The sequence below is a fragment of the Streptomyces sp. NBC_00057 genome (assembly GCF_045041165.1).
Lineage (GTDB): Bacteria > Actinomycetota > Actinomycetes > Streptomycetales > Streptomycetaceae > Streptomyces.
On the sequence record NZ_CP108256.1, the window covers coordinates 2,354,115 to 2,376,783 of the forward strand.

Genomic DNA, 22,669 nt, shown 5'->3' on the forward strand with positions numbered 1-22,669 from the left:
ATGAGGCATGACCTGGACCTTCACCGATGACATCAACGCCTTTCTCGACGCGGCCGGCGCCTCGCTGGCCGCCCGGCCCGCCGAGAACACCCTGGTTCTGACCGTGACCGCGACCCTGCGCAGCAGCGGCCCGCACGCCTACGGTGACGCCGACCCGCTGCTGGGCTGGTGGCGCGGGGCGGACGGCGAGGTCGCGGGGACACTGGTGCAGACCCCGCCGTATCCGGCGCTGCTGGGAACCGTCGCCCCGGAGGCGGTCGCCCCGCTGGCGGCCGCGCTCCCCCTGACCGGGATCAACGCGGACCGGGCCACCGCCGAGGCGCTGGCCGCCAACTGGCCCGGCCACCGGGTCGACCAGGAGCAGCGGCTCTACCGGCTGGGGACGCTGATCCCGCCCTCCCCCGCCCCCTCGGGCCGGCCCAGGGCCGCCACCACCGCCGACCGGGAACTGCTGCTGCGCTGGCATCTCGCCTTCGCCGATCAGGTCGGCCAGCCCGGCACCCATGCCGAACGGGTGTTGGACGAACGGACGGCGTCCGGCAGGCTGACCCTCTGGGAGGTCGACGGCGTGCCGGTGTCGATGGCCGGCGTCTCACCGCAGATCGCGGGCACGGTGCGGGTCGCGGCGGTCTACACACCTCCCGAGCACCGCGGCCGGGGGTACGCGGCCGCGGTGACGGCGGAGATCAGCCGGGCGGCACGGGAGGCGGGCGCGCAGGAGGTGCTGCTCTTCACCGACCTCGCCAACCCGACCAGCAACGGCGTGTATCAGCGCATCGGTTACCGGGCGGTCTCGGACCGGCTGCTGATCAGCGCGGCGGAGCGATGAACGGACCGCCGGAACCCGCGTGGCTGGTCGCGGCGAGTGTGGTGCTGTGGCGGCGGTACGGGGACCTCGGGCAGGAGCTCCGTCCCGGAACGAAGGCGTACCGGGGCGGGGCGAAGGTGTATGTCATCGACACCTACCCCGGGACGGGCCACCAGCAGCTGACCACGGTGGGGCATGCGCGGCACACCGGCCGCTGGATCACCATCGACACGGGAACCCGCCATCTCCACACCTTCCGGGCCCAGCTGGTGTACATCCCGGCCGTGCTGAAGCGGTGTGCCGGTCCGGGCGCTGCCACAAGGGAGAAGGCCGAGGAGCTGGCCGCACTTCTGGAGCGGGTCGCCGGGGAGGAACGGCATGCCCATCACGGGGCCCCGCACCCCGATGCCTGTCTCTGCCACGCGTGCCTGCCCGTCACCCCAGAGTGAGCCGCGGCTTCGGTGCGTCGGTGCGGCCCGTAGGCGGGGTACGGCTGCCCGCGCGGTACGGGAGCGGCCAGGGCGCGCCCGGTCCGCTGTAGCCCTGGTCGGCCGCCGCGTGCAGCGTCCAGTGCGGGTCGTAGAGATGCGGACGGGCCAGGGCGCAGAGGTCGGCCCGGCCCGCGAGCAGCAGTGAATTCACGTCGTCCCAGGAGGAGATCGCACCGACCGCGATGACGGGCACGCACAGTGTGTTGCGGATCCGGTCGGCGTACGGGGTCTGGTAGGAGCGGCCGTACTCGGGGCGCTCGTCGGGGACGACCTGACCGGTGGAGACGTCGATGGCATCGGCCCCGTGGGCGACGAAGGCGCGGGCGATCTCTACGGCGTCCTCGGCCGTCGTGCCGCCCTCGGCCCAGTCCGTGGCGGAGATACGGACGGTCATGGGCCGGTCGTCGGGCCAGTCGGCGCGCATCGCGTCGAAGACTTCGAGGGGGAAGCGGAGCCGGCCCTGCAGCGATCCGCCGTAGCGGTCGGTACGGTGGTTGGTGAGTGGCGAGAGGAAGCCGGAGAGCAAGTAGCCGTGGGCGCAGTGGAGTTCGAGCAGGTCGAAGCCGCAGAGGTCGGCGCGCCGGGCCGCCGCTGCGAACTGTTCGCGTACGGCGTCGAGGCCGGCCCGGTCCAGGGCGTGCGGGACCTGGTTGACGCCGTCGGCGTACGGGATCGGGGAGGCGGCGGTGAGCGGCCAGTTGCCGTGGTCGAGGGGCTGGTCGATGCCCTCCCACATCAGTTTGGTGGAGCCCTTGCGCCCGGAGTGGCCGAGTTGGACGCCGATGGCCGTACCGGGTGCGCTCGCATGGACGAAGTCGGTGATGCGGGTCCAGGCGGCAGCCTGTTCGGGAGTGTAGAGGCCGGTGCAGCCGGGGGTGATGCGGCCCTCGGCGCTGACGCACACCATCTCCGTCATGACGAGCCCTGCACCGCCGAGTGCGCGTGCCCCCAGGTGGACGAGGTGGAAGTCGCCGGGGACGCCGTCGACGGCCGAGTACATGTCCATGGGTGAGACGACGACGCGGTTGCGGAGTTCGAGGCCGCGCAGCCGCAGCGGGGTGAACATCGGCGGGGTGCCCGGGGCACAGCCGAATTCCTCCTCGACGGCGGCGGTGAAGGAGGCGTCGCGCAGCCGCAGATTGTCGTGGGTGACGCGGCGGCTGCGGGTGAGAAGGTTGAAGGCGAACTGGCGGGGCGGCTGGTCGACGTAGGTGCCGAGCTCCTCGAACCAGCGCAGGCTGGCCGCGGCGGCCCGCTGGGTCGATTCGACGACCGGCCGGCGTTCGGTCTCGTACGCGGCCAGTGCGCCTGGCAGGTCGGGCTGTTCCTCGATGCAGGCGGCGAGCGCGAGGGCGTCCTCGACGGCGAGTTTGGTGCCGGAGCCGATGGAGAAGTGCGCGGTGTGAGCGGCGTCGCCGATGAGGACCGTGTTGCCGTGCGACCAGCGGGCGTTGACGACGGTACGGAAGGTGAGCCAGGCGGAGTTGTTGGAGCGCAGCGGCCGGCCGCCGAGCGCCTCGGTGAAGATCTTGGCGCAGCGTACGGTCGAGTGCTCCACGTCGCAGGTGTCGAATCCGGCGGCGCGCCAGACCTCCTCGCGCATCTCGACGATGACGGTGGAGGCGTCGGCCGAGAAGGGGTAGCCGTGGAGCTGCATCACTCCGTACGCAGTCTCGGCGATCTCGAAGCGGAAGGCGTCGAGGGCGAAGTCGGCGGCGAGCCAGATGTAGCGGCAGCGGTGGGTGGTGAGGCGGGGGCCGAAGGTGTCGGCGTGCGCGGCGCGGGTGAGGCTGTGCACGCCGTCGGCGGCGATCACCAGGTCGTATGCGGTGGCCAGCTCGGCGGCCGGCGGTGCCTCGGTGCGGAAGCGGAGCTGTACGCCGAGCCAGTCGCAGCGTTCGTGCAAGATCTCCAGGAGTCTGCGCCGGCCCAGCGCCGCGAAGCCGTGGCCGCCGGAGGTCTGGGTCACGCCGCGGTGGACGATGTCGATGTCGTCCCACCGTACGAACTCGTCCTGGAGTGCCCGGTAGACGACGGGGTCGGCGTGCTCGATGCCGCCGAGCGTCTCGTCGGAGAGGACGACGCCGAAGCCGAACGTGTCGTCGGGGGCGTTGCGCTCCCAGACGGTGATGTCGCGTTCCGGGTCGAGTCGCTTGAGCAGGGCCGCGGCGTAGAGCCCGCCGGGGCCGCCGCCGATGACCGCGATCCGCTTCACGCCGGTCCGATTCGCGCCGGGCGCCGTCGCGGTGGACGGCCCGGCTCCGGTCGCGCTCGTGTCGGGCGGCATCGCGCTACCGGCCTTGCCACTTCGGTGGCCGCTTCTCGGTGAAAGCGGCGTGGAATTCGGCGTAGTCGTCACCGTGCATCAGCAGGGCCTGGGTCGCGGCGTCCATCTCGACCGCGGCGGCGAGCGGCATGTCGAGTTCGGCAGTGAGCAGCGCCTTGGTCTGGGCGAGGGCGAGGGCCGGTCCGTCGGCGAGGCGGCGGGCGAGCGCTGCCGCGCGCACATCCGCCTGGCCCTCTTCGGTCAGCTCGCTGATCAGTCCGATCCGTTCCGCTTCGGGTGCGCGGACCGGTTCGCCGAGCATCAGCAGCCGGGTGGCATGGCCGAGGCCGACGACGCGCGGCAGCAGATAGGCGGCGCCCATGTCGCCGCCGGAGAGACCGACCTTGGTGAAGAGGAAGGCGAAGCGGGCGGACGGATCGGCGATCCGGAAGTCGGCGGCCAGCGCAAGAACCGCGCCGGCACCTGCGGCCACGCCGTGTACGGCGGCGATGACGGGGAAGGGGGTTTCACGTAGGGCACGCACCACCTGTCCGGTCATGCGGTTGAAATCGAGGAGCTGGGCGGTGTCCATGGCGAGTGTCGCGCCGATGATGTCGTCGACATCTCCGCCTGAGCAGAAACCGCGGCCCTCCCCCGCGAGCACCAGAGCGCGCACGGTGCGTTCGCGGGACAGTTCGGCAAGCAGGTCGCGCAGGTCGGCGTAGGCACCGAAGGTGAGAGCGTTGAGTTTCTCGGGGCGGGCGAGGGTAACGGTGGCAACTCCGTCCTCCGTCGTCAGCCGCAGATGGCGCCAGTCATCCGTACGGGGGGCGGAGCTGGGAAACGGGCTCATCGAGGGGGCTCCCCTTCAGCCGTCGGGCTGCTACCTGCGAACGAACTTATCACTCGTACGTGACTCCCGTCACGAGCACGCAATAGGCGGAGCGTGAGAACTCAGTGCCGAACGTCCCCTTCGTACCGGTCGGCGGTCCCTTGCCTGTGTCGTTGCACTTCGTAAGGTTGAAACCGAGAAGTCTTGACCTCCAGAAAGTTCGTGAACTCCGGAACGGAAACCGAGCTGTGCCCTCCGATGTCCCCCTCCCCGCCTCCTGGCGGATTGCCCTGCCGCATTCGACGGTGGCCGTACCGGTCGCTCGCGCCCTGATCCGTACGGCACTGGCGGACATCGAAGCGCCGGCCGATTCCGATACCGCTGAACTCCTCACCGCCGAACTGGTCGCCAACGCCGTGGAGCACACCCGCAGCGACGAACCCATCGAGCTGGTGGTGGAGCTCCTGCCGACCGGCTGCCAGGTGGAGGTGCACGACCGCGACCCGGCCCCGCCGGGCGATCTCTCCCATCCGGAGCCCGGCAGTGCGCCGGACCCCTGGCAGGAACACGGCCGGGGTCTGCTGCTGATCCGTACGCTCAGCTCGTCCTGCGGTCACCGCACGACGGAACACGGCAAGGCGGTGTGGTTCACCCTGCCGTCCCGTACGCCTCGGAGCTGACCGGACATCTCGGAGCCGACCGACCGTCCTCATCAACCCGCGTCGGCAGCGGCCAGCCGGGAACGGCTGCGGCCGTAGAAGGCGTACACCGCCGCACCGACGATCAGGAAGACGGCGAACTGCACCCAGGTCGCCCAGCCCGTCCCGTACATCAGATAGAGGCAGAAGACGACGCCCAGGAGCGGGCTCACCGGGTAGAGCGGCACCCGGAACGAGCCGGTCACCTCAGGGTTTCGGCGGCGCAGCACGATCACCGCGATGTTCACCGCGACCATGGTGCCCAGCGTGCCGATGGTCGTCAGATTCACCACCACGTCGAGCGAGGAGAAGGCCGCCGGGATCGCGAAGACGACCGCCACGATCCAGGTGTTCGCGACCGGCGTCGCCGTCCGCGGCGAGACCCGCTCGAAGACCCGCGGGATCAGACCGTCGCGGGACATCGACATCAGGATGCGGGTCTGCCCGTACATCACCGCGAGCACGACGGACGCGATCGCGACGACCGCTCCGAAAGCGATGATTCCACCGCCGACGGTCGAGCCGGTGACCTGGTCGACGACGATCGAGAGCGCGGCCGGCTTGTCGGCGACGGCCTCCGGGCCGAGGGCGCTGATGGCGGCGAGCGCGACGGCGCAGTAGAGCAGGGTGACCAGGCCGATGCAGACCATGATCGCGATCGGGATGTTCCGCCGCGGGTTCTTGACCTCTTCGCCCGCGGTGGTGATGGCGTCGAAGCCGATGTACGAGAAGAAGGCCAGCGACGCGCCGGCGGTGACCCCGCCCGCCCCGTGGGCGACGAACGGCGTGAGATTCCCGTGCTCGAAGGCCGTGAAGGCTATGACGCAGAACATGATCAGAATGGCGATCTTGAGGACCGCCATCGCGGTGGTGGCCCCCGCACTCTCCCGGACGCCGCGCACCAGCAGGGTGGCGGCCATCATGACCACCAGGACCGCGGGCAGATTGATCACTCCGCCGTCGCCGGGCCCCGCCGAGAGGGCCGCAGGCAGCTGCCAGCCGAACAAGCTGTTCAGCAGCTCATTGACGTACTGGCTCCAGCCGACGGCGACCGCGGAGACCGAGACTCCGTACTCCAGCAGGAGACACCAGCCGACGAGGAACGCGATGCGTTCGCCGAGGGTCGCGTAGGCGAAGGAGTACGAGCTGCCGGACACCGGGATCGCGCTGCCCAGCTCGGCGAAGGAGAACGCGGTGAAGATGCAGGTGATCGCGGCGAGCACGAACGACAGCACGACCGCGGGGCCCGCCTCGGCGACGCTGTCGGAGAGGCCGACGAAGATGCCGGTGCCGACGACGGCGCCGACACCGAAGCACACCAGCTGGAAGAGTCCCATGGTGCGTTTGAGGCCGTGCCCCTCCAGGTCGGCGCCGGACTCGGCGATCAGCTGGTGGGGGCTCTTGATGCGTGGCCCGGAGGGGCGCAGGGAGCTCGGCGGGCGCAGCGGACTCACGGGGACGGTCTCTTCTCTGGTGGAGCATGTGTGGGGGGTGTGCACCCGGGGCCCCGTGGGGGAGCTCCGGGCTCTGGTGACACACACGAAAATGGGGTTCGAGCGTGCGAGCTCGAACCCCACCAAGAGACAACATATTAGCCGCCTCCACGCATGTTCACCCAATCGGGTGCATGATCATGCAGCAATCAGCTGGTGGCCGCCAGGGTGGCCACCAGAACGGCCTTGATCGTGTGCATCCGGTTCTCGGCCTCGTCGAAGACGACCGAGTGCGTGGACTCGAAGACCTCGTCGGTGACCTCCAGCTCCGTCAGCCCGTGGGCGGCCTCGATCTCCCGCCCGACCTTGGTGCCGAGGTCATGGAAGGCCGGGAGGCAGTGCAGGAACTTCACGTCGGCGTTGCCGGTGGCGCGCAGGACGTCCATGGTCACGGCGTACGGCGCGAGGGCCTCGATGCGCTCGCCCCAGACCTCCTTGGGCTCACCCATGGAGACCCAGACATCGGTGGCGACGAAGTCCGCGCCCTTGACGCCCTCGGCGATGTCCTCGGTGAGAGTGACCGTCGCACCGCCGGCCTCGGCCAGCCTGCGGGCCTCGGTGACGATCTCCTCGGCCGGCCAGTAGGACTTCGGCGCGACGATCCGCACGTCCATGCCCAGCAGTGCGCCGGTGACCAGGTAGGAGTTGCCCATGTTGAAGCGGGCGTCGCCGAGGTAGGCGAACGCGATCCGCTCCAGCGGCTTCTCGCTGTGCTCGGCCATGGTGAGGACGTCGGCGAGCATCTGGGTCGGGTGCCAGTCGTCGGTGAGTCCGTTGAAGACCGGAACGCCGCCGTACGCAGCCAGCTCCTCGACGGCCGCTTGGCTGTCACCGCGGTATTCGATGCCGTCGAACATCCGACCGAGGACGCGGGCCGTGTCCTTCACCGACTCCTTGTGCCCCAGCTGCGAGCCGGAGGGATCGAGATACGTCGTGGACGCACCCTGATCGGCGGCCGCCACCTCGAAGGCGCAGCGGGTACGGGTCGAGGTCTTCTCGAAGATGAGCGCGATGTTCTTGCCGCGCAGCCGCTGCACTTCGGTCCCCGATTTCTTGGCGGCCTTGAGCTCGGCCGCGAGATCGATCAGGCCGCGGAACTCCTCGGCCGTGAAGTCCAGCTCCTTGAGGAAGTGGCGGCCTGCGAGGTCTATGGCCATGAGACTGCTCCTGGGTCGGGTGAGGTCGTGCAAACAGTGACCCTGGAAGTCTATACGAAGCATTGCATCGCTATACGGAGGCTCTTGCCTTGTGCGACGACTCTTCGCGCGGAGTCCTTTCGTGCGGAGGCTCTTTGCGCAGAGTCTCTTTCCTTGCGCCGTGTCGCGTTCCTTGCGCCGTGTCGCGCACCACTGCACCAGATCGTGCACCGCTACACCGGATCACGCACCACGGGGCAGCTCATGCAACGGGGGCCACCCCTGCCCCGGCCGAGTTCGCTGCCGCGGATCTCTATGACCTCGATGCCCTCCTTGCGCAGATAGGTGTTGGTGGTGGCGTTGCGCTCGTACGCGACGACGACGCCCGGCTCGACGGCGAGCACATTGCAGCCGTCGTCCCACTGCTCGCGCTGGGCGGCGTGCACATCCTGGGTGGCTGTGAGGACCCGGATCGAGTCCAGGCCCAGGGCATGCGCGATCGCGTCGTGCATGTGCTCGGGCGGATGGTCGGTGACCTTCAGGTCCCTCGGCCCTTCACCGGGCTCGATGGTGTACGAGCGGAGCATGCCCAGGCCCGCATACTTGGTGAAGGTGTCGCCGTCGATCATCGTCATGACCGTGTCGAGGTGCATGAACGCCCGGCGCTTGGGCATGTCGAGCGCCACGATCGTGTGCGCCGAGCCGGCGTCGAACAGTCCACGGGCCAGCATCTCCACCGCCTGCGGGGTGGTGCGCTCGCTCATCCCGATGAGTACGGCGCCGTGGCCGATGACCAGTACGTCGCCGCCTTCGATGGTCGAGGGGTAGTCGTCCTGCCCCTCCGACCAGTGGTGGAAGGCGCCTGCGTCGGGGCCGGTGAAGAGGGGATGGTGGCGGTAGATCGCCTCGAAGTGGACGGTCTCGCGCTGCCGGGCCGGCCAGCGCATCGCGTTGATCGACACCCCGTCGTATATCCAGGCCGAGGTGTCCCGGGTGAAGAGATGGTTCGGCAGCGGGCCGAGCAGGAAGTCGTCCAGGTCCATGACATGGAAGCGGACGGAGGTCGGCTCGCTGTGCCGCTCCAGGAACTCCCGCTTGGTCATCCCGCCGACCAGCGCCTCGGCCAGCTCGGCGCTGGGCAACTCCTCGAACGCGGCCCGCAGATGCTCGGTGGCGAGCGGGCCGTACTCCTTCTCCTCGAAGACCCGGTCCAGGACGAGCCGTCTGGCCACCGGGATCTCCAGCGACTCACGGAGCAGATCGCCGAACAGGTGCACCTCCACTCCGCGGTCGCGCAGCACGTCCGCGAAGCCGTCGTGCTCCTGGCGGGCGCGGCGCACCCAGAGCACGTCGTCGAACAGGAGCGCGTCCTTGTTGCTGGGGGTGAGCCGCTTCAGCTCAAGATCGGGGCGGTGCAGGATGACGCGGCGCAGCCGCCCGGCCTCGGAGTCGACATGGAATCCCATGCATCCATCCTCACCGTGCGGAGCGCCGTTCACCCGGTGAATCGCCAGCGGTTTTCCGTTGATCTCATCGGAAGACCCGCCGGCGCCACTGCCTACAGCCGCGGGTCGACCGGCTCCGACTCCAGGGCCAGCACCGCGAACACCGCCTCGTGGACCCGCCACAGTGGCTCCCCGTCGGCCAGCCGGTCCAGCGCTTCGAGCCCCAGCGCGTACTCCCGGAGCGCCAACGACCGCTTGTGGCCGAGGAACCGGCCGCGCAGCCGCTCCAGATTCTCCGGGCCGGTGTACTCGGGGCCGTAGATGATCCGGAGGTACTCCCGGCCGCGCACCTTGATGCCCGGCTGGACCAGCCTGCCCTTGCCGTCCCGTACGAGTGCGGCGAGCGGCTTGACGACCATGCCTTCGCCGCCGCGGCCGGTCATCTCCAGCCACCAGTCGATGCCGGAGCGCACCGACGCCTCGTCACCGGTGTCGACGACGAGCCTGCGGGTGACCTGGAGCAGCCCGGTCGGATCATGCTCGACCAGCCGGTCGAGCCAGGCCAGCTGCTCGTCGTGCGGTACGGAGGCCAACGAGCGGCCCTGCACGGCGAGGATCTGGAACGGCGCGAGCCGCACCCCGTCCAGGCCCTGGGTGCTCCAGCAGTAGCGGCGGTACGCCTCGGTGAACGCGGTCGCGTCCTCGGCCCGTCCCCGCTGGCGGTCGGCGAGCGCGCCCACGTCCACCCCACGGGCCACCGCTGCCGCGAGGGCCGCGTTGGCCTCCGGGAAGACCGCCCCGGATGCGGCACCGACCGCGGCGTACTGCGAGCGCAGCAGCCCGGCCGCCTTGAGAGACCACGGCATCAGCTCGGCGTCGAGCAGCACCCAGTCGGTGTCCCACTTCTCCCAGAGTCCGGCGGCGGTGACGGCGGTGCGCAGCCTGCCGAGGATCACCTCGGTGAGTGCGACGTCGTCGAGGAACGGCCTTCCGGTGCGGGTGTAGAGCGCCCCGGTCGGACCTCCTTCACCGCCGGAAGCGTGGGAGGTTCTCCCTGCGCCGAACCTCTCATGGGCAGTGTTCGCGTCCCGGCAGACCAGCGCCACCGCACGCGAGCCCATGTGCTTCTCCTCGCACACGACCTCGGTGACACCGTCCGCCCGGTACTGGGCGAAGGCCTCGGCCGGGTGCTCCAGATAACCGTCCTCGTGCGAGGTGGCGGTGGGCGCCATGGTCGGCGGGAGGTAGCCGAGCAGCCGCGGGTCGACGGCGAACCGGCTCATGACTTCGAGTGCCGCCGCGGCGTTCTCCTCGCGGACCGAGATGCGGCCCATGTGCCGGGTCTCCACGATCCGGCGGCCGTGCACATCGGTGAGGTCCAGCGGCCTGCCCTCCCTGCCCCCGGGCGCCTCGGTGGTCAGCGGCTTGGCCGGCTGGTACCAGACCTTCTCGGCCGGTACGTCGACGAGCTCGCGCTCCGGCCAGCGCAGCGCGGTCATCTTCCCACCGAAGACCGCACCGGTGTCCAGGCAGATGGTGTTGTTGACCCAAGAGGTGTTGGGCACCGGGGTGTGGCCGTAGACCACGGCGGCACGGCCGCGGTACTCCTCCGCCCACGGGTAGCGCACGGGCAGGCCGAACTCGTCGGTCTCACCGGTGGTGTCCCCGTACAGCGCGTGCGAGCGGACCCGTCCGGAGGTGCGCCCGTGGTACTTCTCGGGCAGTCCGGCGTGACAGACGACGAGCTTGCCCTCGTCGAGTACGTAGTGGCTGACGAGCCCGTCGATGAACTCCCGCACCCGCTCGCGGAAGGCGGGGTCCTTCTCCTCCTCCCGGTCCAACTGCTCGATGGTCTCGGCGAGTCCATGGGTGTGCTGGACCTTGCGGCCCTTGAGGTAGCGGCCGAGCTTGTTCTCGTGGTTGCCCGGCACACACAGGGCGTTGCCCGCCGACACCATGGACATGACGCGGCGCAGTACTCCGGGGCTGTCGGGGCCGCGGTCCACGAGGTCGCCGACGAAGACCGCCGTACGCCCTTCGGGGTGCGCGCCGTCGACGTAGCCGAGCTTGCCGAGCAGGGCCTCCAGCTCGGAACTGCAGCCGTGGATGTCGCCGATGATGTCGAAGGGTCCGGTGAGGTGGCGGAGGTCGTTGTAGCGGCTCTCCAGCACCACTTCTGCGTGCTCCGCCTCCTCTTCGGTGTGCAGAATGTGCACCTTGCGGAAGCCCTCGCGCTCCAGGCCGCGCAGCGAGCGGCGCAGTTCACGGCGGTGGCGCTGGATGACGTGGCGCGGCATGTCGGCGCGGTCGGGGCGGGCCGCATTGCGCGCGACGCAGACCTCTTCGGGCAGGTCGAGAACGATCGCGATGGGCAGCACGTCGTGGCTCCTGGCCAGCTGGACCAGCTGCTTGCGGCTCTCGGACTGGACGCTGGTGGCGTCCACGACGGTCAGCCGCCCGGCGGCGAGCCGCTTGCCCACGATGTAGTGCAGGACGTCGAAGGCATCACGGCTGGCGCTCTGGTCGTTCTCGTCGTCGGCGACCAGGCCGCGGCAGAAGTCCGAGGAGACGATCTCCGTGGGCTTGAAGTGCTTACGGGCGAAGGTGGACTTGCCGGAACCGCTGGCTCCGATGAGCACCACGAGGGAGAGGTCGGTCACCGGCAACGTGCGCGAAGTACTGGTCATGCGACTTTCGCCTCCTTCTCAATCTCGTTGGCGGTCTCGTGCCAGGACTCGTTCTTGCTCTCGTTCTTGCTCTCGCTCTTGCTCTCGCTCTTGGTCGTGCCCTCATCGGCCGCGGTCATCGTGAACACGGCCATCTGTGTCGGCGGCCCCACCTCGGGGTCGTCGGGCCCCACGGGGACGAAATCGGCCCCGTATCCATGCCGCTGTGCCACCTCCTGGGCCCAGTCGCGGAACTCGGCCCTGGTCCACTCGAACCGGTGGTCGCCGTGGCGCACATGCCCGGCCGGAAGGGTCTCCCAGCGGACGTTGTACTCGACGTTCGGCGTCGTCACGAGCACGGTCCGCGGTCGGGCCGAACCGAACACGGCGTACTCCAGCGCGGGCAGCCTCGGCAGGTCGAGGTGCTCGATGACCTCGCTGAGCACGGCCGCGTCATACCCCTTGAGCCGCTTGTCGGTGTAGGTGAGCGAGCCCTGCTGAAGCGTGACCCGTCCGGCCTGCCGCTCCCCCATCCGGTCCATCTTCAGCCGTCGTGAGGCGATGGTGAGGGCGCGCATCGAGACATCGACGCCGACGATCTCCGTGAAGCCCACGTCCTTGAGCAGCGCCTGCACCAACTGGCCCTGACCGCAGCCCAGGTCGAGGATCCGGCTCGCCCCGGCGGTGCGCAACGCGTCGAGGATCGCGGTGCGCCGCTGCTCGGCGAGCGGCACCGGCTTCTCCTCGGTGTCGGTCGTCTCGTCCACCGCGTTGTCGATGCTCTCGACGTCCAGGTCGTCCGACTCGGCGAGCCGCACCAGTTCGAGCCGCTGCATCGCCTGCCGGGTCAGCCCCCAGCGCCGGGACAGATAGCGGCTGGTGATCAGCTTCTGCTCGGGGTGGCCGGCCAGCCAGCCCTCACCGGCCCGCAACAGCTTGTCCACCTCGTCCGGTGCGACCCAGTAGTGCTTGGCGTCGTCGAGCACCGGCAGCAGGACATACAGCTGCCGCAACGCGTCCGCCAGCCGCAACTCGCCTTCCAGCACCAGCCGTACGTACCGCGAGTCCCCCCACTCCGGGAACTGCTCGTCCAGAGGTACGGCCACGGCGTCCACGCTCTTCCAGCCGAGCGGCCCGAAGAGCTTGCGCACCAGTTCCGCGCCGCCGCGCGCCGGCAGTGCGGGCACCTCGATCCTCAGCGGCAGCGGCGCCTGTGCACGTTCGGGCAGTGCGCGGCACACACCGTTCAGCGCGGTCTTGAAGACCGTGCTCATCGCGACGGAGAGCAGCGAGGACGCCGCGTACGGACGGTCGTTGACGTACTGCGCGAGCGCCGCGTCGGGGGCGCCGCCCCGGCCCTTGCCCTTGCCGCGCCGCACCAGCGCCACGGGATCCACCTCCAGAAGGAGCACCGCTGTGCAGCGCTCGGCGGATGCCTCGGGATAGAAGACATGCGCGGTGCCATGGGAGGTGGAGAACGTCTGCGCCTTCTGGGGATGCTTGTGCAGCAGAAAGCCGAGATCGGTCGCGGGACGTTCCGGGTTGCCGGTCGTGCTGATTGTCAGGAACACACGTCCGAGTATGGTCCGCGTCGCTCGCCCCCCACCAGGTATTTTCATGTGTCTACGGCACTGTTGACCCTCCTCTCCCTTCGCCTGCCGTCGCTGCGCCGAGCAGCCCGGCCAGCTCCGCGACGGTCTCCGGGCCTACCCGGCAGCAGCCGCCCACCAGCCGGGCGCCGGCGTCCTGCCAGGCCCGCACTCTCCCCGGATCGAAGGTGGGGGCACCGGCCCACTCCTGTCCGCCGGCATCCCACCGCTCACCGCTGTTCGGATAGACCACGACCGGTTTCCCGGCCACCTCCGCCGCCGCCCGCACCGCCCGGTCCGCGTCCGCCGGATCACAGCAGTTCACCCCGACTGCCAGCACACGGTCATGCCCCGAGGCAAGAGCGAAGGCCGTCTCCAGCGACTGCCCCGCCCTGGTCCGGTCCCCCGCCACGCTGTACGAGAGCCAGACGGGCAGCCCACACCCCTCGACCGCTCGCAGCAACGCCTCGGCCTCGTCGATGTCCGGCACCGTCTCCAGCGCCAGCACATCGGGCCCTGCGGCGGCCAGCGCCTCCACCCGCGGCCGGTGAAACCGCTCCAGCTCCCGGACGGAGAGCCCGTAGCGGCCCCGGTACTCGCTGCCGTCCGCCAGCATCGCCCCGTACGGGCCGACCGAGGCGGCGACCCAGATCTCCCGCTCCACCGCGCCCGCGGCCCGCCGCGCCAGCCGCACACTGCGGGCGAACAGCTCCGCAGCCTGGGCCCGTCCGATCCCCCGCCCCTCGAATCCCTCGAAGGTCGCCTGGTAACTGGCCGTGATGAGCACCTGCGCACCCGCCCGCACATAGGCAGTGTGCGCGGCCTCGATCTGCCGCGGCCCGTCGGCCAGCAGGCGGGCCGACCACAGAGCGTCGGACAGATCGCAGCCCTGCGCCTCCAACTGGTTGGAGAGACCACCGTCGAGCAGGAGCGTCCCCTCCAAGAGGGCACGATCGAGCGCACGGACGGGCGGACCGTCGACTGACCGGATGGGTTGCACGGGTGACTCCCTCGTGAACCGGGCCCGGACCTGGCTCGGGTGAGCGGCGACCGATCCCTGACTCGGGGGAGCCGGGATGGTTCCCGGTTCAGGTGAACTGGGACTGGACCTGGGAGGAGATCAGCTCCAGGTGCTCCAGGTCGTCCAGATCCAGGACCTGGAGGTAGATCCGGGACGACCCGATCGCGCCGTACCTGCCGATCTTGTCGACCACCTCGGCGGGTGAGCCCGCAAGCCCGTTCGCCTTCAGCTCCTCCACCTCACGGCCGATGACGGAGGCGCGCCGCGCCACCTCGGCGTCATTCTTGCCGACGCAGACCACCAGGGCGTTGGAGTACACCAGGTCGTCCGGTCCGCGGCCGACCGCCTTCGCCGCCTCCCTGACCCGGCCGAACTGTTTCTCGCTGTCCTCCAGCGACGCGAAGGGAATATTGAATTCGTCCGCGTACCGGGCGGCCAGCCGCGGTGTGCGCGTCGCACCGTGACCGCCGATCAGGACCGGCACCTTGGCCTGCGCCGGCTTGGGCAGCGCGGGCGAATCCGTCAGCTGGTAGTACGTGCCCTCAAAGCTGAACGTCTTGCCGATCTCGGTCGCCCAGAGCCCGGTGACGATCTCCAGCTGCTCCTCCAGCCTGCCGAACTTCTCCTTGGGGAACGGAATGCCGTAGGCCTTGTGCTCCTCCTCGAACCAGCCTGCGCCGAGGCCGAGCTCGACGCGTCCGCCGGACATCTGGTCGACCTGAGCGACCTGAATGGCGAGCACTCCGGGGAGCCGGAAGGTCCCCGCGGTCATCAGCGTGCCGAGCCGGATCCGCTTGGTCTCGCGCGCCAGCCCGGCCAGGGTGATCCACGCGTCGGTCGGGCCGGGCAGCCCGTCCCCCGGGCCCATGCGGAGGTAGTGGTCGGAGCGGTAGAAGGCGTCGAAGCCGAGGTCTTCGGCCGCCTTGGCGACGGTGAGCAGGGTGTCGTAGCAGGCCCCTTGCTGGGGCTCGGTGAAGATTCGAAGATCCATGCATCCATCCTGCACCTCCGGATGCCGGTCATTCCCCTCCTTCTCCCTCCCACGCGCCGCCACTGCCGAGGCCCTTTACGGTCACGGCCGTCCCGTACACCGTCCCGTTCCTCATCACTCCCTGAATCCTGCGCGGTCACGGCTGGCCCGCCGCCGATCCCGCCGGTCCGCGGATCGCACCGTAGGGGCCGTCCCGCTCCCGGCCTCGCTCCAGATCCTGCTGCCGCTCCCGGTCCTGCTCGTCAAGGCGCCGGAGCATTCCGTGCACCCGGTCCATGGACTCGTCGGCCGCGTCGATCGCCTCCATGCACTGCCAGTAGAGCCCCTGCTCGTCCGTCTCGCAGGCCACCCCGACCAAGGCCATCCCCACCTCCCCGAGCAGCGTGCCCAGCCCCGTCAGCGTCGCCCGCGGTTCGGCAAGCTCGGAAAGCTGCGCGGCCCGCGCCACTCCGGCCCGCGCCGCCGGGTGGTCCAGCGCCCCGCCGCTCCTTCCGCCGATCTCGCTGAGCCCGCGCGCCTCTCCCCGTACCTCCTTGGGCCCGTCCGCCGCCAGCCGGCTGCCGATCGCCTGAGCGAGCGCCTGGGCCTGCCATGCCTCGGCGATGATGTCCGGCGTGCAGCGGCTCTGTGCCAGTGCACGCCGGCTGACTCCCACAAGCCGCTCCGCTTCCATGCGTTACCCCCGTCCGTACGAAAAGCCGCTCAACTCATCCATTACCCACAGTGAGGGTGTCGGTACCGAAAAGCCAGGGGAATTCGGAAATCTGTGGACACGAAGTCGACTGTGAATAAGTTGATCACTCCGAAGAGTGACGATCTGGGGACTCCAGGGTGTCCGGGCGCTCCGGCACTGGGAACCGGGTCTCATTCCGGTCGATCTTCTCCGCCAGCGCCGTCAGTGCGTCGATCCCCAACACCTCGCAGAACTGCAGCAGATAAGCGAGAACATCCGCGACCTCGTCCGCCACCCGGTGCGCCGTCTCGGGTGTCTCCATCACCCGCGCCGACTGCTCCGGCGTCAACCACTGGAAGATTTCGACCAGTTCGGACGCCTCGACGCTCAGCGCCGCCGCCAGGTTCTTCGGGGTGTGGTACTGCTCCCAGTCCCGTGCAGCCGCGAACGCGGCGAGCCGTTGCTGCAGGGCACGTACATCAAGTTCTGTCACGGCTTCAGGTCTACCATCGTCACCCCGGCGGTCTCCCGGGCTCGCACCGCACCCGACTCCGTGACCGTCCCCACCAGTCTGAGGTGCCCGGCCGTCCCGATCGACACCGCCAGATCCAGCAGTCCGCGCAACTGCCGTCCGTCCAGGTCCCGGTCGAGTCCGTCGGCCAGCACGGTGAGGGTCTGCATGGCCGACGGCACCTCGCCCGCGGCGTCCACCGCCAGCACCCCGGGGCCGGTGAGCAGCACCAGAGCGAGCGCGAGATACCTCAGCTCACCGTCGCCGAGCCGGCCGACCGGCGTCGCATGCCCCCCGCCGCGCCCGACGGTCGCGCGCAGCAACCCGTCCGCGAGCCGCTCGACACCGAGTGCGGTCACCGGCCCCGCGCATCCTGCGTGAGTCGCCGCGACCAGCCGGGCGTGGCGTTGAGCGCACTGCGTGCGCGTGCGCTCCAGCACCGCCGCGAGGTTGTCGCAACCGCGGCGCAACCGGCCGTCGCCCGCCGGTACGGGCGCACGCATCCGCGGCGGCTGCGGTTCACAGGCGAAGACCGACCGCAGGGCCACGACCATCTGTTCGGCGGCGGCAAGGACCTGTAACTGCCCCTCGGTCCTGCCCGCCACCCGCAGCGGCAGCAGGGCCGTTCCGAGGCGGTCGTCCGGCAGCGGCGCGCGCGTCACCGGGGCCGCGCCCGCGGTGTGCCAGGCCGCCTGGACCGTCGAGCGCCCCGGGTCGCGCAATGCAGTGGTGAGCAGGGTCTCGCCACCGCCGGTGAGCCGTTCACCGACGATACGAAGGATGGGCTCCACCTGGACGGCCACGTCGAGCCGTACCGGTCCTGCCGGACCGTCCGTCGTGCAGCCGATCCGGAATCCGCGGCGGCCCTGCGCATCGGCCGCGGCACCTTCCGGTACGCACCCCGCCGGGTCCGGGAAAACCTCGTCGAGCGGGTCTCCGCTGCCCAGCCGCGCCAGCGCCTCGTACGCCCGCAACGCACTCGACTTGCCGCTGCCGCCGGGTCCGGCGAAGAGCGTGACCGGGCCGATGGGAAAGTTGGCGCCCCGGTGCGAGGCGAAGGCGGACAACCGCAGTTCGGTGACGACAGGTCCGGCGGAGCGGACAGGACCGCCGGAACGCCACACGGCTTCCGGGCGGGCCGACGTATCCGTAGCGGCGGGGCCATCACCGAACACGGACGCGCCGGTAGCGGCAGGAGCTTCACCGAACACGGATGCACCGGTAACGGCAACAGCTTCACCAGGCACGGGCGTACGGGCGGGCAGTGGCGAGGTGGTCCCCCGGCGGAGTGCACTCATGGTCGGACCGTACGCAGACCGCGGAGCGGCGAACCGTTCCGCCTGAACGACCTTCCTACGATCGTGTAACGCCTGCCGCGGCAACCCCGCCCCGGACGGCATTCCCACGACCGAAGGACGTCTACCGCCGCGCCCACCCTGCCGACACCCGCACGGCGGCCTTCCTACGCCCCGGGGACGCCTGCCGCCGTAACCCCCTCGACCTCCATGCCGAGCGGCGACAGCAGGAAGACGTTCCGGTCGACCCGGTGCATTCCGCTGCCCAGACCGAAGACCACCCCGCTGGTGAAGTCCAGGATGCGCTTGGCCACATCCGTCTCCGCGCTGGTCAGATCGAGCAGCACCGGGATCTGTGCGACCAGGTACTCCGCCACCTCGCGTGCGTCCGCGAAGACCTGGACCCGCAGCACGACGAGGCGCCGCTGTTCGGCTGCCGCGCTCTCGCCGGGGACCGTACGGTGATCGACCCTGGACGGCCACGCGTCGCGGCTGCGCAGAGGTACGACCTGGGCAAGCCCCTCCCACTGCTCGTCCGTGACGTCGTACCTGTCGTACCTGCTCACCGGACCACCCCGTCTGTGCTTCGGTCGGCGTTGCGCTCGCTGTTCATCGGGCAATTCTCTCGCCCCTCACCCGTTCGGCGTACCACCGACACGGTTCACAAGCTGATCGACACCGCTGACGGTCCGTCCGAAGCACCCTCGGCCGCGTCGTGCCGGTCCGTTTCCGTAGTCATGTCAACGGGCGTGAAACGTACCGGAAGCCGCACCAGAGCACGGTGGAACGGTCCCGGCCGCCACTTCAGTCCACTGACCGGAACGTCCAGTTCTGCGTCGCACAGCTGACTGGTGAGCTGCTCGATCGCGGTCATGGCGATGAGCAGCGCCGGCTGCTTTGCCGGGCACCGGTGCGGACCGGCCGACCAGGCCAGATGGGCACTGGCGCCGGAGCGGACCCCGGGGTCCGAACGGTCGGGCACGGACTGGGTGTTGGCGGCGGCGTAGGAGACGAGGAGCAGCTGTCCGGCGCGCAGTCGGACGCCGTGGAACTCCGTGTCGTGGCGCGGGTAGTGGGCCGCGAAATTGGCCAGCGGCGGGTCCTGCCAGAGGACCTCGTTGATCGCCTCGTGTGCCGTCATCGCGCCGCCGTGCAGCGAGCCGGCGTAGCGCGCGTCGGTGAGCATGTGCAGCAGCGCGTTGCCGATCAGATTGGTCGTCGGATCGTGGCCCGCGCTCATGATCAGAGTGATCTGACGCACAGTCTCGTCGTTGTCGAGGTTGGCCGGATGGGCGAGGAGGTACGAAATGAGGTCGCGGCGCGGCCGGGCGCGGCGATCGGCGACCAGATCGGTGACGACCTCGACGAGGTCGGCGTACGCGGTGGCGGCGTCCTCGGCGGAGTTGAACATGCCGGCGATGCCGTTGACGATGCGTTCGCTGTCGCCCGACGGTACGCCGAACCAGGTGACGATGACGTGCACCGGGAGTCGTCGGGCGTACTGGGCGATCAGGTCGCCGCTGCCGGTGGCCGCGAATTCGCCGATGAGCCGCTGGGCGACCCGGACGACCTCGGCCCGCAGGACGTGCGGCTCGATCAGGGCGAGGCTGTCGTTGATGGCGTCGCGGTAACGGGCGTGTACGTCGCCGTCGCTGAAGAGCGCGGTGGGCCGGTAGCCGAGCATGGGCAGGACCGGCGAGTCGTCGGGGACGGTGGCCTGCCAGGCGCGCGGGTCCTTGGTGAAGGTGTGGGTGTCGCGCAGCAGGTCGACGGCGGCCTGGTAGTCCGTGATCAGCAGGGCGTCGATGCCGGGCGCGAGCCGGACGGGGGCCAGGGGGCCGTGTTCACGCAGGCGCCGGTAGTGGCTCTGCGGGTCGGCGGCGAAGTTCGGGCCGTACAGCGCGAGGGGCTGCGGCGGCTGTGCGGGCGGTGTCATGACGGGTCCTCGGGCCGGGGCATTCGGGTCAGCACATGCTCGGCGAGCGCGATCAGTGCGTCGATACTGCCGCGGCGTTCGCGGGCGTCGCACTGCACCAGCGGGGTCTCGGGGGCGAGGTCGAGGTGTTTGCGCAGGACCTCGTCGGTGTGGGCGGGGGCGTCGGGGAAACGGTTGACGGCGACGGCGTACGGCAGTCCCTGCTCCTCGACCATGTCCATGACCGCGAAGGAGTCGGCGAGCCTGCGGGTGTCGACCAGGACGAGTGCGCCGAGCGCGCCGCGTGCGATGTCCTCCCAGAGCGGGAGGAACCGCTGCTGGCCCGGCGTGCCGAACATGTAGAGCACCAGGTCGTCGAGGACGGTGAGCCGGCCGAAGTCGATGGCGACGGTGGTCGTGGTCTTGTCCGGCAGGCCTGCGGTGTCGTCGAGCCGGGTGCTGGACTGAGTCATCGCCTCTTCGGTGTGGAGCGTGGCGATCTCCGACAGCGTGCGGATCAGGGTGGTTTTGCCCACGCCGAAGGGACCCGTGACGACGAGCTTCATCAGGGTCCGGGCGGCAGGCGGCAGATAGCCGATGCCGGTCCGGTCAGTGGAGGGAGCGGAGTCCAACGAGCAGCCTCTCGACGAGCGACCGGTCGATCTCCCCGGCGCTGGGGATGGGCGGTCGGGTGTGCAGATGTCCGGCGGCCGCAAGGTCCGTGGCCAGAAAGACGGTGGCGCTGACCGGCAGATCCAGGTGGGCCGCGGATTCGACGACGGTGAGCGCGCCCGGTTCGAGCAGCTCGCACAGCCTGCGCTGTTCCGAGCCGGTGTCCGGGGGCAGGTCCGTGTCGGTGCGTACGAGCACGGCGAGCCGGTCGAGCGCGGGACCGGCGGGCCGGGTCCGGCCGCCGGTGACCAGATAGGCGGGGATCAGACGGCGTCCGGGGCCGGAGGTCATGGCCGGGTGGCGGTGTCCGGTTGGCGGGCGGGCGCGTTCATCGCCCGGGTCAGGGCGGTGACCTGCACCTGCATCTGGTAGGCGATGTCGCCGAGTTTGGCTCCGGGTTCCGCGAACAGGGCGAGTGTGGTGTTGTTCCCGGCCGGTACGACGATGGCGAAGCCCTGGTCGGACTCGACAACCGTCTGGGCCAGGCGCGGCGCCTCGACGTCGGTGAAGGCCGTGGTGAACGCGCGGGCCGCGGCGTGCAGCGTGGCGGTCATGGCGGCGACCCGCTCGCCGGACGCCCGGTCCAGGCCGGGTGAGGCCCCCTCGACGAGGCCGTCGCCGGTGGCGACCACGGCGTGCTGGACTCCGGGCAGCTCCAGCAGGGGGGTCAGCACCCATGCGAGGTCACCGGTGGTGGGAGTGGGGGCGCTCACTTCTCGTCGTCTCCTTGGTCGTCCTGGTCGTCGTGGTCGTCCGGGTGGTGATCGTCCGCTGCCGGTGCGGATGACCGCCCGGCGACGCTCCGGCCATTGAGGGTGCCCTGTTGGAGTGCCGCCCAGGAAGCCTCGGCCTGCTCGGGTGTACGGGACACCTGTTCCCGGTCCCGGGTGAGGGCGGCGGATGCGGACCGGGCCGGGGTCGGGCGTGGTGAACGTCGGCGCCGGCTGGGCAGCTCGGCGGGGTGCCCGCCGACGGCTTGCGGTGCCGGTGCGGGTTCCGGTTCGACGCGGGCGGAAACCGGAGGAGTGGTGTGCGCCTGCATCGGCTTCGGGGCGAGGGCGGAGAGGCTGCGGTCGTCCTCCATCACGGTGAGCAGATGGGCGGGGACGCGCAGGATCGTACGCATTCCACCGAACGGCGATGCCTCGATGTGGCAGTTGAAGCCGTACTGCACGACGAGCCGGCCGACGACGGCGAAACCGGTCTGCGGTGGGTCGCCCAGCTCGGTCAGGAGCACTTCGGACGGACCCGCCAGCAGGGCACGGGCCCGGTCGAGCGCATCGTCGTCCATGCCGATGCCCGCGTCGTCGACGATCAGGAACGCGCCGCGGCCACCGCTCTGCTGGACGGTCACCTGCACATCGGTGTCGGGGTGCGAGTAGGCCGTGGCATTGGCCAGCAGTTCGGCGAGCGCGATCGCGAGGGGTTCCGCGGCGCGGGCGACGAGCGCGAGCCGTTCGTCGCGCAAATGGTTGGCGACCTTGATCCGCTCATAGCCGGCGACCCGGGACTGGGCGCCGAGCACGATCTCGACGAGCGGCGAGTTCTGGCGGGCGAGTCCCGGCCAGGCGTCGCAGAGCACGGCGGTGGACTGGGTACGCCGCAAGGCCAGTTCGTTACGGAAGTCCAGCTGCAGGATGCGTGGGTCGTCGTACTCGTGCTGGAGCTCGTGCAGCAGTTGCTGGGACTGGTTGAGCAGGGACTGGATCTTGGCCGAGGTGCCGCGCATCGCAGCCCGGGCGGCCGCGTCGACGCGCCCGCGCTCCTCGACGACCGCCGTGCGAGCCGCCTGTACGGCCTCGGTGAGCAGCCGGGCGGAATCGCCGTCGACCTCGGCCGCCTCCCGCAGTCCGGGGACCTGGGCGGTGGGGTGGGAGAGGGCGAGCGCCGCGGCGGGTATCCGCTTGCGGGCCAGTTGCCGGATCTCGTCGGTGAGGGCGGCCGTACGGGCCTCGGCGGCCTTCGACTGCCGTTCGGCCAGCTCGGCGCGGGCCAGGGCCAGGTGCTCCGCGCGCGCAGCGTTCTGTGCGCGGACAGCCGCCGCCACGGCAGCAGCGACGGCGATCACCGCCACGATCCATCCCATGCCGTCACCGCATTTCTGTTGTCGGATCGGTCTTCCGGCCGAAGCGACGGCGGAAGCTCCGCTCATTTCTCCGCCGGGCCC

The 22,669-nt window shown here is 70.3% G+C and carries 21 protein-coding genes; 3 read left to right on the forward strand and 18 right to left on the reverse strand.

Annotated elements, in window-relative coordinates:
* The first annotated feature begins 7 nt into the window (after positions 1-7).
* Both OG953_RS11105 and OG953_RS11110 read left to right on the forward strand, forming a co-directional pair.
* On the forward strand, positions 8-829 hold the full coding sequence (locus OG953_RS11105; RefSeq protein ID WP_405683874.1) for a GNAT family N-acetyltransferase: 822 nt from the start codon (positions 8-10) through the stop codon (positions 827-829).
* Positions 826-1,257 (forward strand): hypothetical protein, encoded by a 432-nt coding sequence (locus OG953_RS11110; protein ID WP_405683875.1) that lies wholly within the window; start codon positions 826-828, stop codon positions 1,255-1,257. Before OG953_RS11105 ends, OG953_RS11110 begins: the two co-directional genes overlap by 4 nt.
* Here the strand turns inward: OG953_RS11110 and OG953_RS11115 are convergent.
* Together OG953_RS11115 and OG953_RS11120 are read right to left on the reverse strand one after the other, a co-directional pair.
* Positions 1,244-3,586, reverse strand: coding sequence for a bifunctional salicylyl-CoA 5-hydroxylase/oxidoreductase (locus OG953_RS11115; protein WP_405683876.1), 2,343 nt, complete (start codon positions 3,584-3,586; stop codon positions 1,244-1,246). The two genes, OG953_RS11110 and OG953_RS11115, sit on opposite strands and share 14 nt — an antisense overlap.
* 4 nt (positions 3,587-3,590) lie before the next feature.
* Positions 3,591-4,418: an enoyl-CoA hydratase family protein gene (locus OG953_RS11120; protein ID WP_405683877.1), complete on the reverse strand. Its 828-nt coding sequence runs from the start codon at positions 4,416-4,418 to the stop codon at positions 3,591-3,593.
* A 227-nt stretch (positions 4,419-4,645) separates the two neighbouring features.
* Here OG953_RS11120 and OG953_RS11125 point away from each other — a divergent pair, with 227 nt between their 5' ends.
* Positions 4,646-5,077 (forward strand): ATP-binding protein, encoded by a 432-nt coding sequence (locus OG953_RS11125; RefSeq protein WP_405683879.1) that lies wholly within the window; start codon positions 4,646-4,648, stop codon positions 5,075-5,077.
* A 32-nt stretch (positions 5,078-5,109) separates the two neighbouring features.
* Here OG953_RS11125 and OG953_RS11130 read toward each other — a convergent pair whose 3' ends face one another.
* The 16 genes from OG953_RS11130 to OG953_RS11205 all read right to left on the reverse strand — a co-directional run bounded on the left by OG953_RS11130 (position 5,110) and on the right by OG953_RS11205 (position 22,588).
* Positions 5,110-6,549: an amino acid permease gene (locus tag OG953_RS11130; RefSeq protein WP_405683880.1), complete on the reverse strand. Its 1,440-nt coding sequence runs from the start codon at positions 6,547-6,549 to the stop codon at positions 5,110-5,112.
* Between the two features lie 188 nt (positions 6,550-6,737).
* Positions 6,738-7,745: an ornithine carbamoyltransferase gene (gene argF, locus OG953_RS11135; RefSeq protein ID WP_405683882.1), complete on the reverse strand. Its 1,008-nt coding sequence runs from the start codon at positions 7,743-7,745 to the stop codon at positions 6,738-6,740.
* Between the two features lie 212 nt (positions 7,746-7,957).
* Positions 7,958-9,190 carry an arginine deiminase gene (locus tag OG953_RS11140; protein ID WP_405683884.1) on the reverse strand — a complete coding sequence of 411 codons (1,233 nt, stop codon included), beginning with the start codon at positions 9,188-9,190 and terminating at the stop codon, positions 7,958-7,960.
* Positions 9,191-9,282: 92 nt separating this feature from the next.
* Positions 9,283-11,856, reverse strand: a complete 2,574-nt coding sequence (locus tag OG953_RS11145; RefSeq protein WP_405683886.1) for a polynucleotide kinase-phosphatase — start codon at positions 11,854-11,856, stop codon at positions 9,283-9,285.
* Complete coding sequence (locus OG953_RS11150; RefSeq protein WP_405683888.1) at positions 11,853-13,406, reverse strand: 3' terminal RNA ribose 2'-O-methyltransferase Hen1; 1,554 nt, start codon at positions 13,404-13,406, stop codon at positions 11,853-11,855. The genes OG953_RS11145 and OG953_RS11150 overlap by 4 nt, the downstream gene beginning before the upstream one ends.
* Positions 13,407-13,458: 52 nt before the next feature.
* Positions 13,459-14,367 (reverse strand): homocysteine S-methyltransferase, encoded by a 909-nt coding sequence (mmuM, locus tag OG953_RS11155; RefSeq protein ID WP_405683889.1) that lies wholly within the window; start codon positions 14,365-14,367, stop codon positions 13,459-13,461.
* Positions 14,368-14,512: 145 nt separating this feature from the next.
* Positions 14,513-15,436, reverse strand: coding sequence for an LLM class F420-dependent oxidoreductase (locus OG953_RS11160; protein WP_405683892.1), 924 nt, complete (start codon positions 15,434-15,436; stop codon positions 14,513-14,515).
* A gap of 136 nt (positions 15,437-15,572) precedes the next feature.
* Positions 15,573-16,109, reverse strand: a complete 537-nt coding sequence (locus OG953_RS11165; RefSeq protein WP_405683893.1) for a DUF6099 family protein — start codon at positions 16,107-16,109, stop codon at positions 15,573-15,575.
* A 124-nt stretch (positions 16,110-16,233) separates the two neighbouring features.
* On the reverse strand, positions 16,234-16,602 hold the full coding sequence (locus OG953_RS11170) for a nucleotide pyrophosphohydrolase (protein ID WP_405683895.1): 369 nt from the start codon (positions 16,600-16,602) through the stop codon (positions 16,234-16,236).
* A complete protein-coding gene (locus tag OG953_RS11175) occupies positions 16,599-17,918 on the reverse strand; it encodes an ATP-binding protein (RefSeq protein ID WP_405683897.1) in 1,320 nt (439 codons plus the stop codon). The genes OG953_RS11170 and OG953_RS11175 overlap by 4 nt, the downstream gene beginning before the upstream one ends.
* A 164-nt stretch (positions 17,919-18,082) precedes the next feature.
* The gene (locus tag OG953_RS11180) at positions 18,083-18,481 is read right to left on the reverse strand and encodes a cell division protein SepF (RefSeq protein ID WP_405683899.1); all 399 of its coding nucleotides are present in this window, start codon (positions 18,479-18,481) and stop codon (positions 18,083-18,085) included.
* Positions 18,482-18,576: 95 nt separating this feature from the next.
* Positions 18,577-19,851, reverse strand: coding sequence for a cytochrome P450 (locus OG953_RS11185; RefSeq protein WP_405683901.1), 1,275 nt, complete (start codon positions 19,849-19,851; stop codon positions 18,577-18,579).
* The gene (locus OG953_RS11190; RefSeq protein ID WP_114247180.1) at positions 19,848-20,462 is read right to left on the reverse strand and encodes an ATP/GTP-binding protein; all 615 of its coding nucleotides are present in this window, start codon (positions 20,460-20,462) and stop codon (positions 19,848-19,850) included. The genes OG953_RS11185 and OG953_RS11190 overlap by 4 nt, the downstream gene beginning before the upstream one ends.
* Entirely contained in the window at positions 20,440-20,793 is a 354-nt protein-coding gene (locus tag OG953_RS11195; RefSeq protein WP_093899014.1) for a DUF742 domain-containing protein, read from the reverse strand. The genes OG953_RS11190 and OG953_RS11195 overlap by 23 nt, the downstream gene beginning before the upstream one ends.
* Positions 20,790-21,215 carry a roadblock/LC7 domain-containing protein gene (locus OG953_RS11200; RefSeq protein WP_405683903.1) on the reverse strand — a complete coding sequence of 142 codons (426 nt, stop codon included), beginning with the start codon at positions 21,213-21,215 and terminating at the stop codon, positions 20,790-20,792. The genes OG953_RS11195 and OG953_RS11200 overlap by 4 nt, the downstream gene beginning before the upstream one ends.
* Positions 21,212-22,588 (reverse strand): ATP-binding protein, encoded by a 1,377-nt coding sequence (locus OG953_RS11205; protein WP_405683904.1) that lies wholly within the window; start codon positions 22,586-22,588, stop codon positions 21,212-21,214. The genes OG953_RS11200 and OG953_RS11205 overlap by 4 nt, the downstream gene beginning before the upstream one ends.
* Positions 22,589-22,669 lie beyond the last annotated feature (81 nt).

Coding starts and splice junctions, on each gene's coding strand:
- OG953_RS11145 (WP_405683886.1), bottom strand. CDS start 11,856: ATGACCAGTACTTCGCGCACGTTGCCGGTGACCGACCTCTCCCTCGTG.
- OG953_RS11140 (WP_405683884.1), bottom strand. CDS start 9,190: ATGGGATTCCATGTCGACTCCGAGGCCGGGCGGCTGCGCCGCGTCATC.
- OG953_RS11105 (WP_405683874.1), top strand. CDS start 8: ATGACCTGGACCTTCACCGATGACATCAACGCCTTTCTCGACGCGGCC.
- OG953_RS11120 (WP_405683877.1), bottom strand. CDS start 4,418: ATGAGCCCGTTTCCCAGCTCCGCCCCCCGTACGGATGACTGGCGCCAT.
- OG953_RS11160 (WP_405683892.1), bottom strand. CDS start 15,436: ATGGATCTTCGAATCTTCACCGAGCCCCAGCAAGGGGCCTGCTACGAC.
- OG953_RS11165 (WP_405683893.1), bottom strand. CDS start 16,109: ATGGAAGCGGAGCGGCTTGTGGGAGTCAGCCGGCGTGCACTGGCACAG.
- OG953_RS11195 (WP_093899014.1), bottom strand. CDS start 20,793: ATGACCTCCGGCCCCGGACGCCGTCTGATCCCCGCCTATCTGGTCACC.
- argF (WP_405683882.1), bottom strand. CDS start 7,745: ATGGCCATAGACCTCGCAGGCCGCCACTTCCTCAAGGAGCTGGACTTC.
- OG953_RS11115 (WP_405683876.1), bottom strand. CDS start 3,586: ATGCCGCCCGACACGAGCGCGACCGGAGCCGGGCCGTCCACCGCGACG.
- OG953_RS11110 (WP_405683875.1), top strand. CDS start 826: ATGAACGGACCGCCGGAACCCGCGTGGCTGGTCGCGGCGAGTGTGGTG.
- OG953_RS11185 (WP_405683901.1), bottom strand. CDS start 19,851: ATGACACCGCCCGCACAGCCGCCGCAGCCCCTCGCGCTGTACGGCCCG.
- OG953_RS11205 (WP_405683904.1), bottom strand. CDS start 22,588: ATGGGATGGATCGTGGCGGTGATCGCCGTCGCTGCTGCCGTGGCGGCG.
- OG953_RS11175 (WP_405683897.1), bottom strand. CDS start 17,918: ATGAGTGCACTCCGCCGGGGGACCACCTCGCCACTGCCCGCCCGTACG.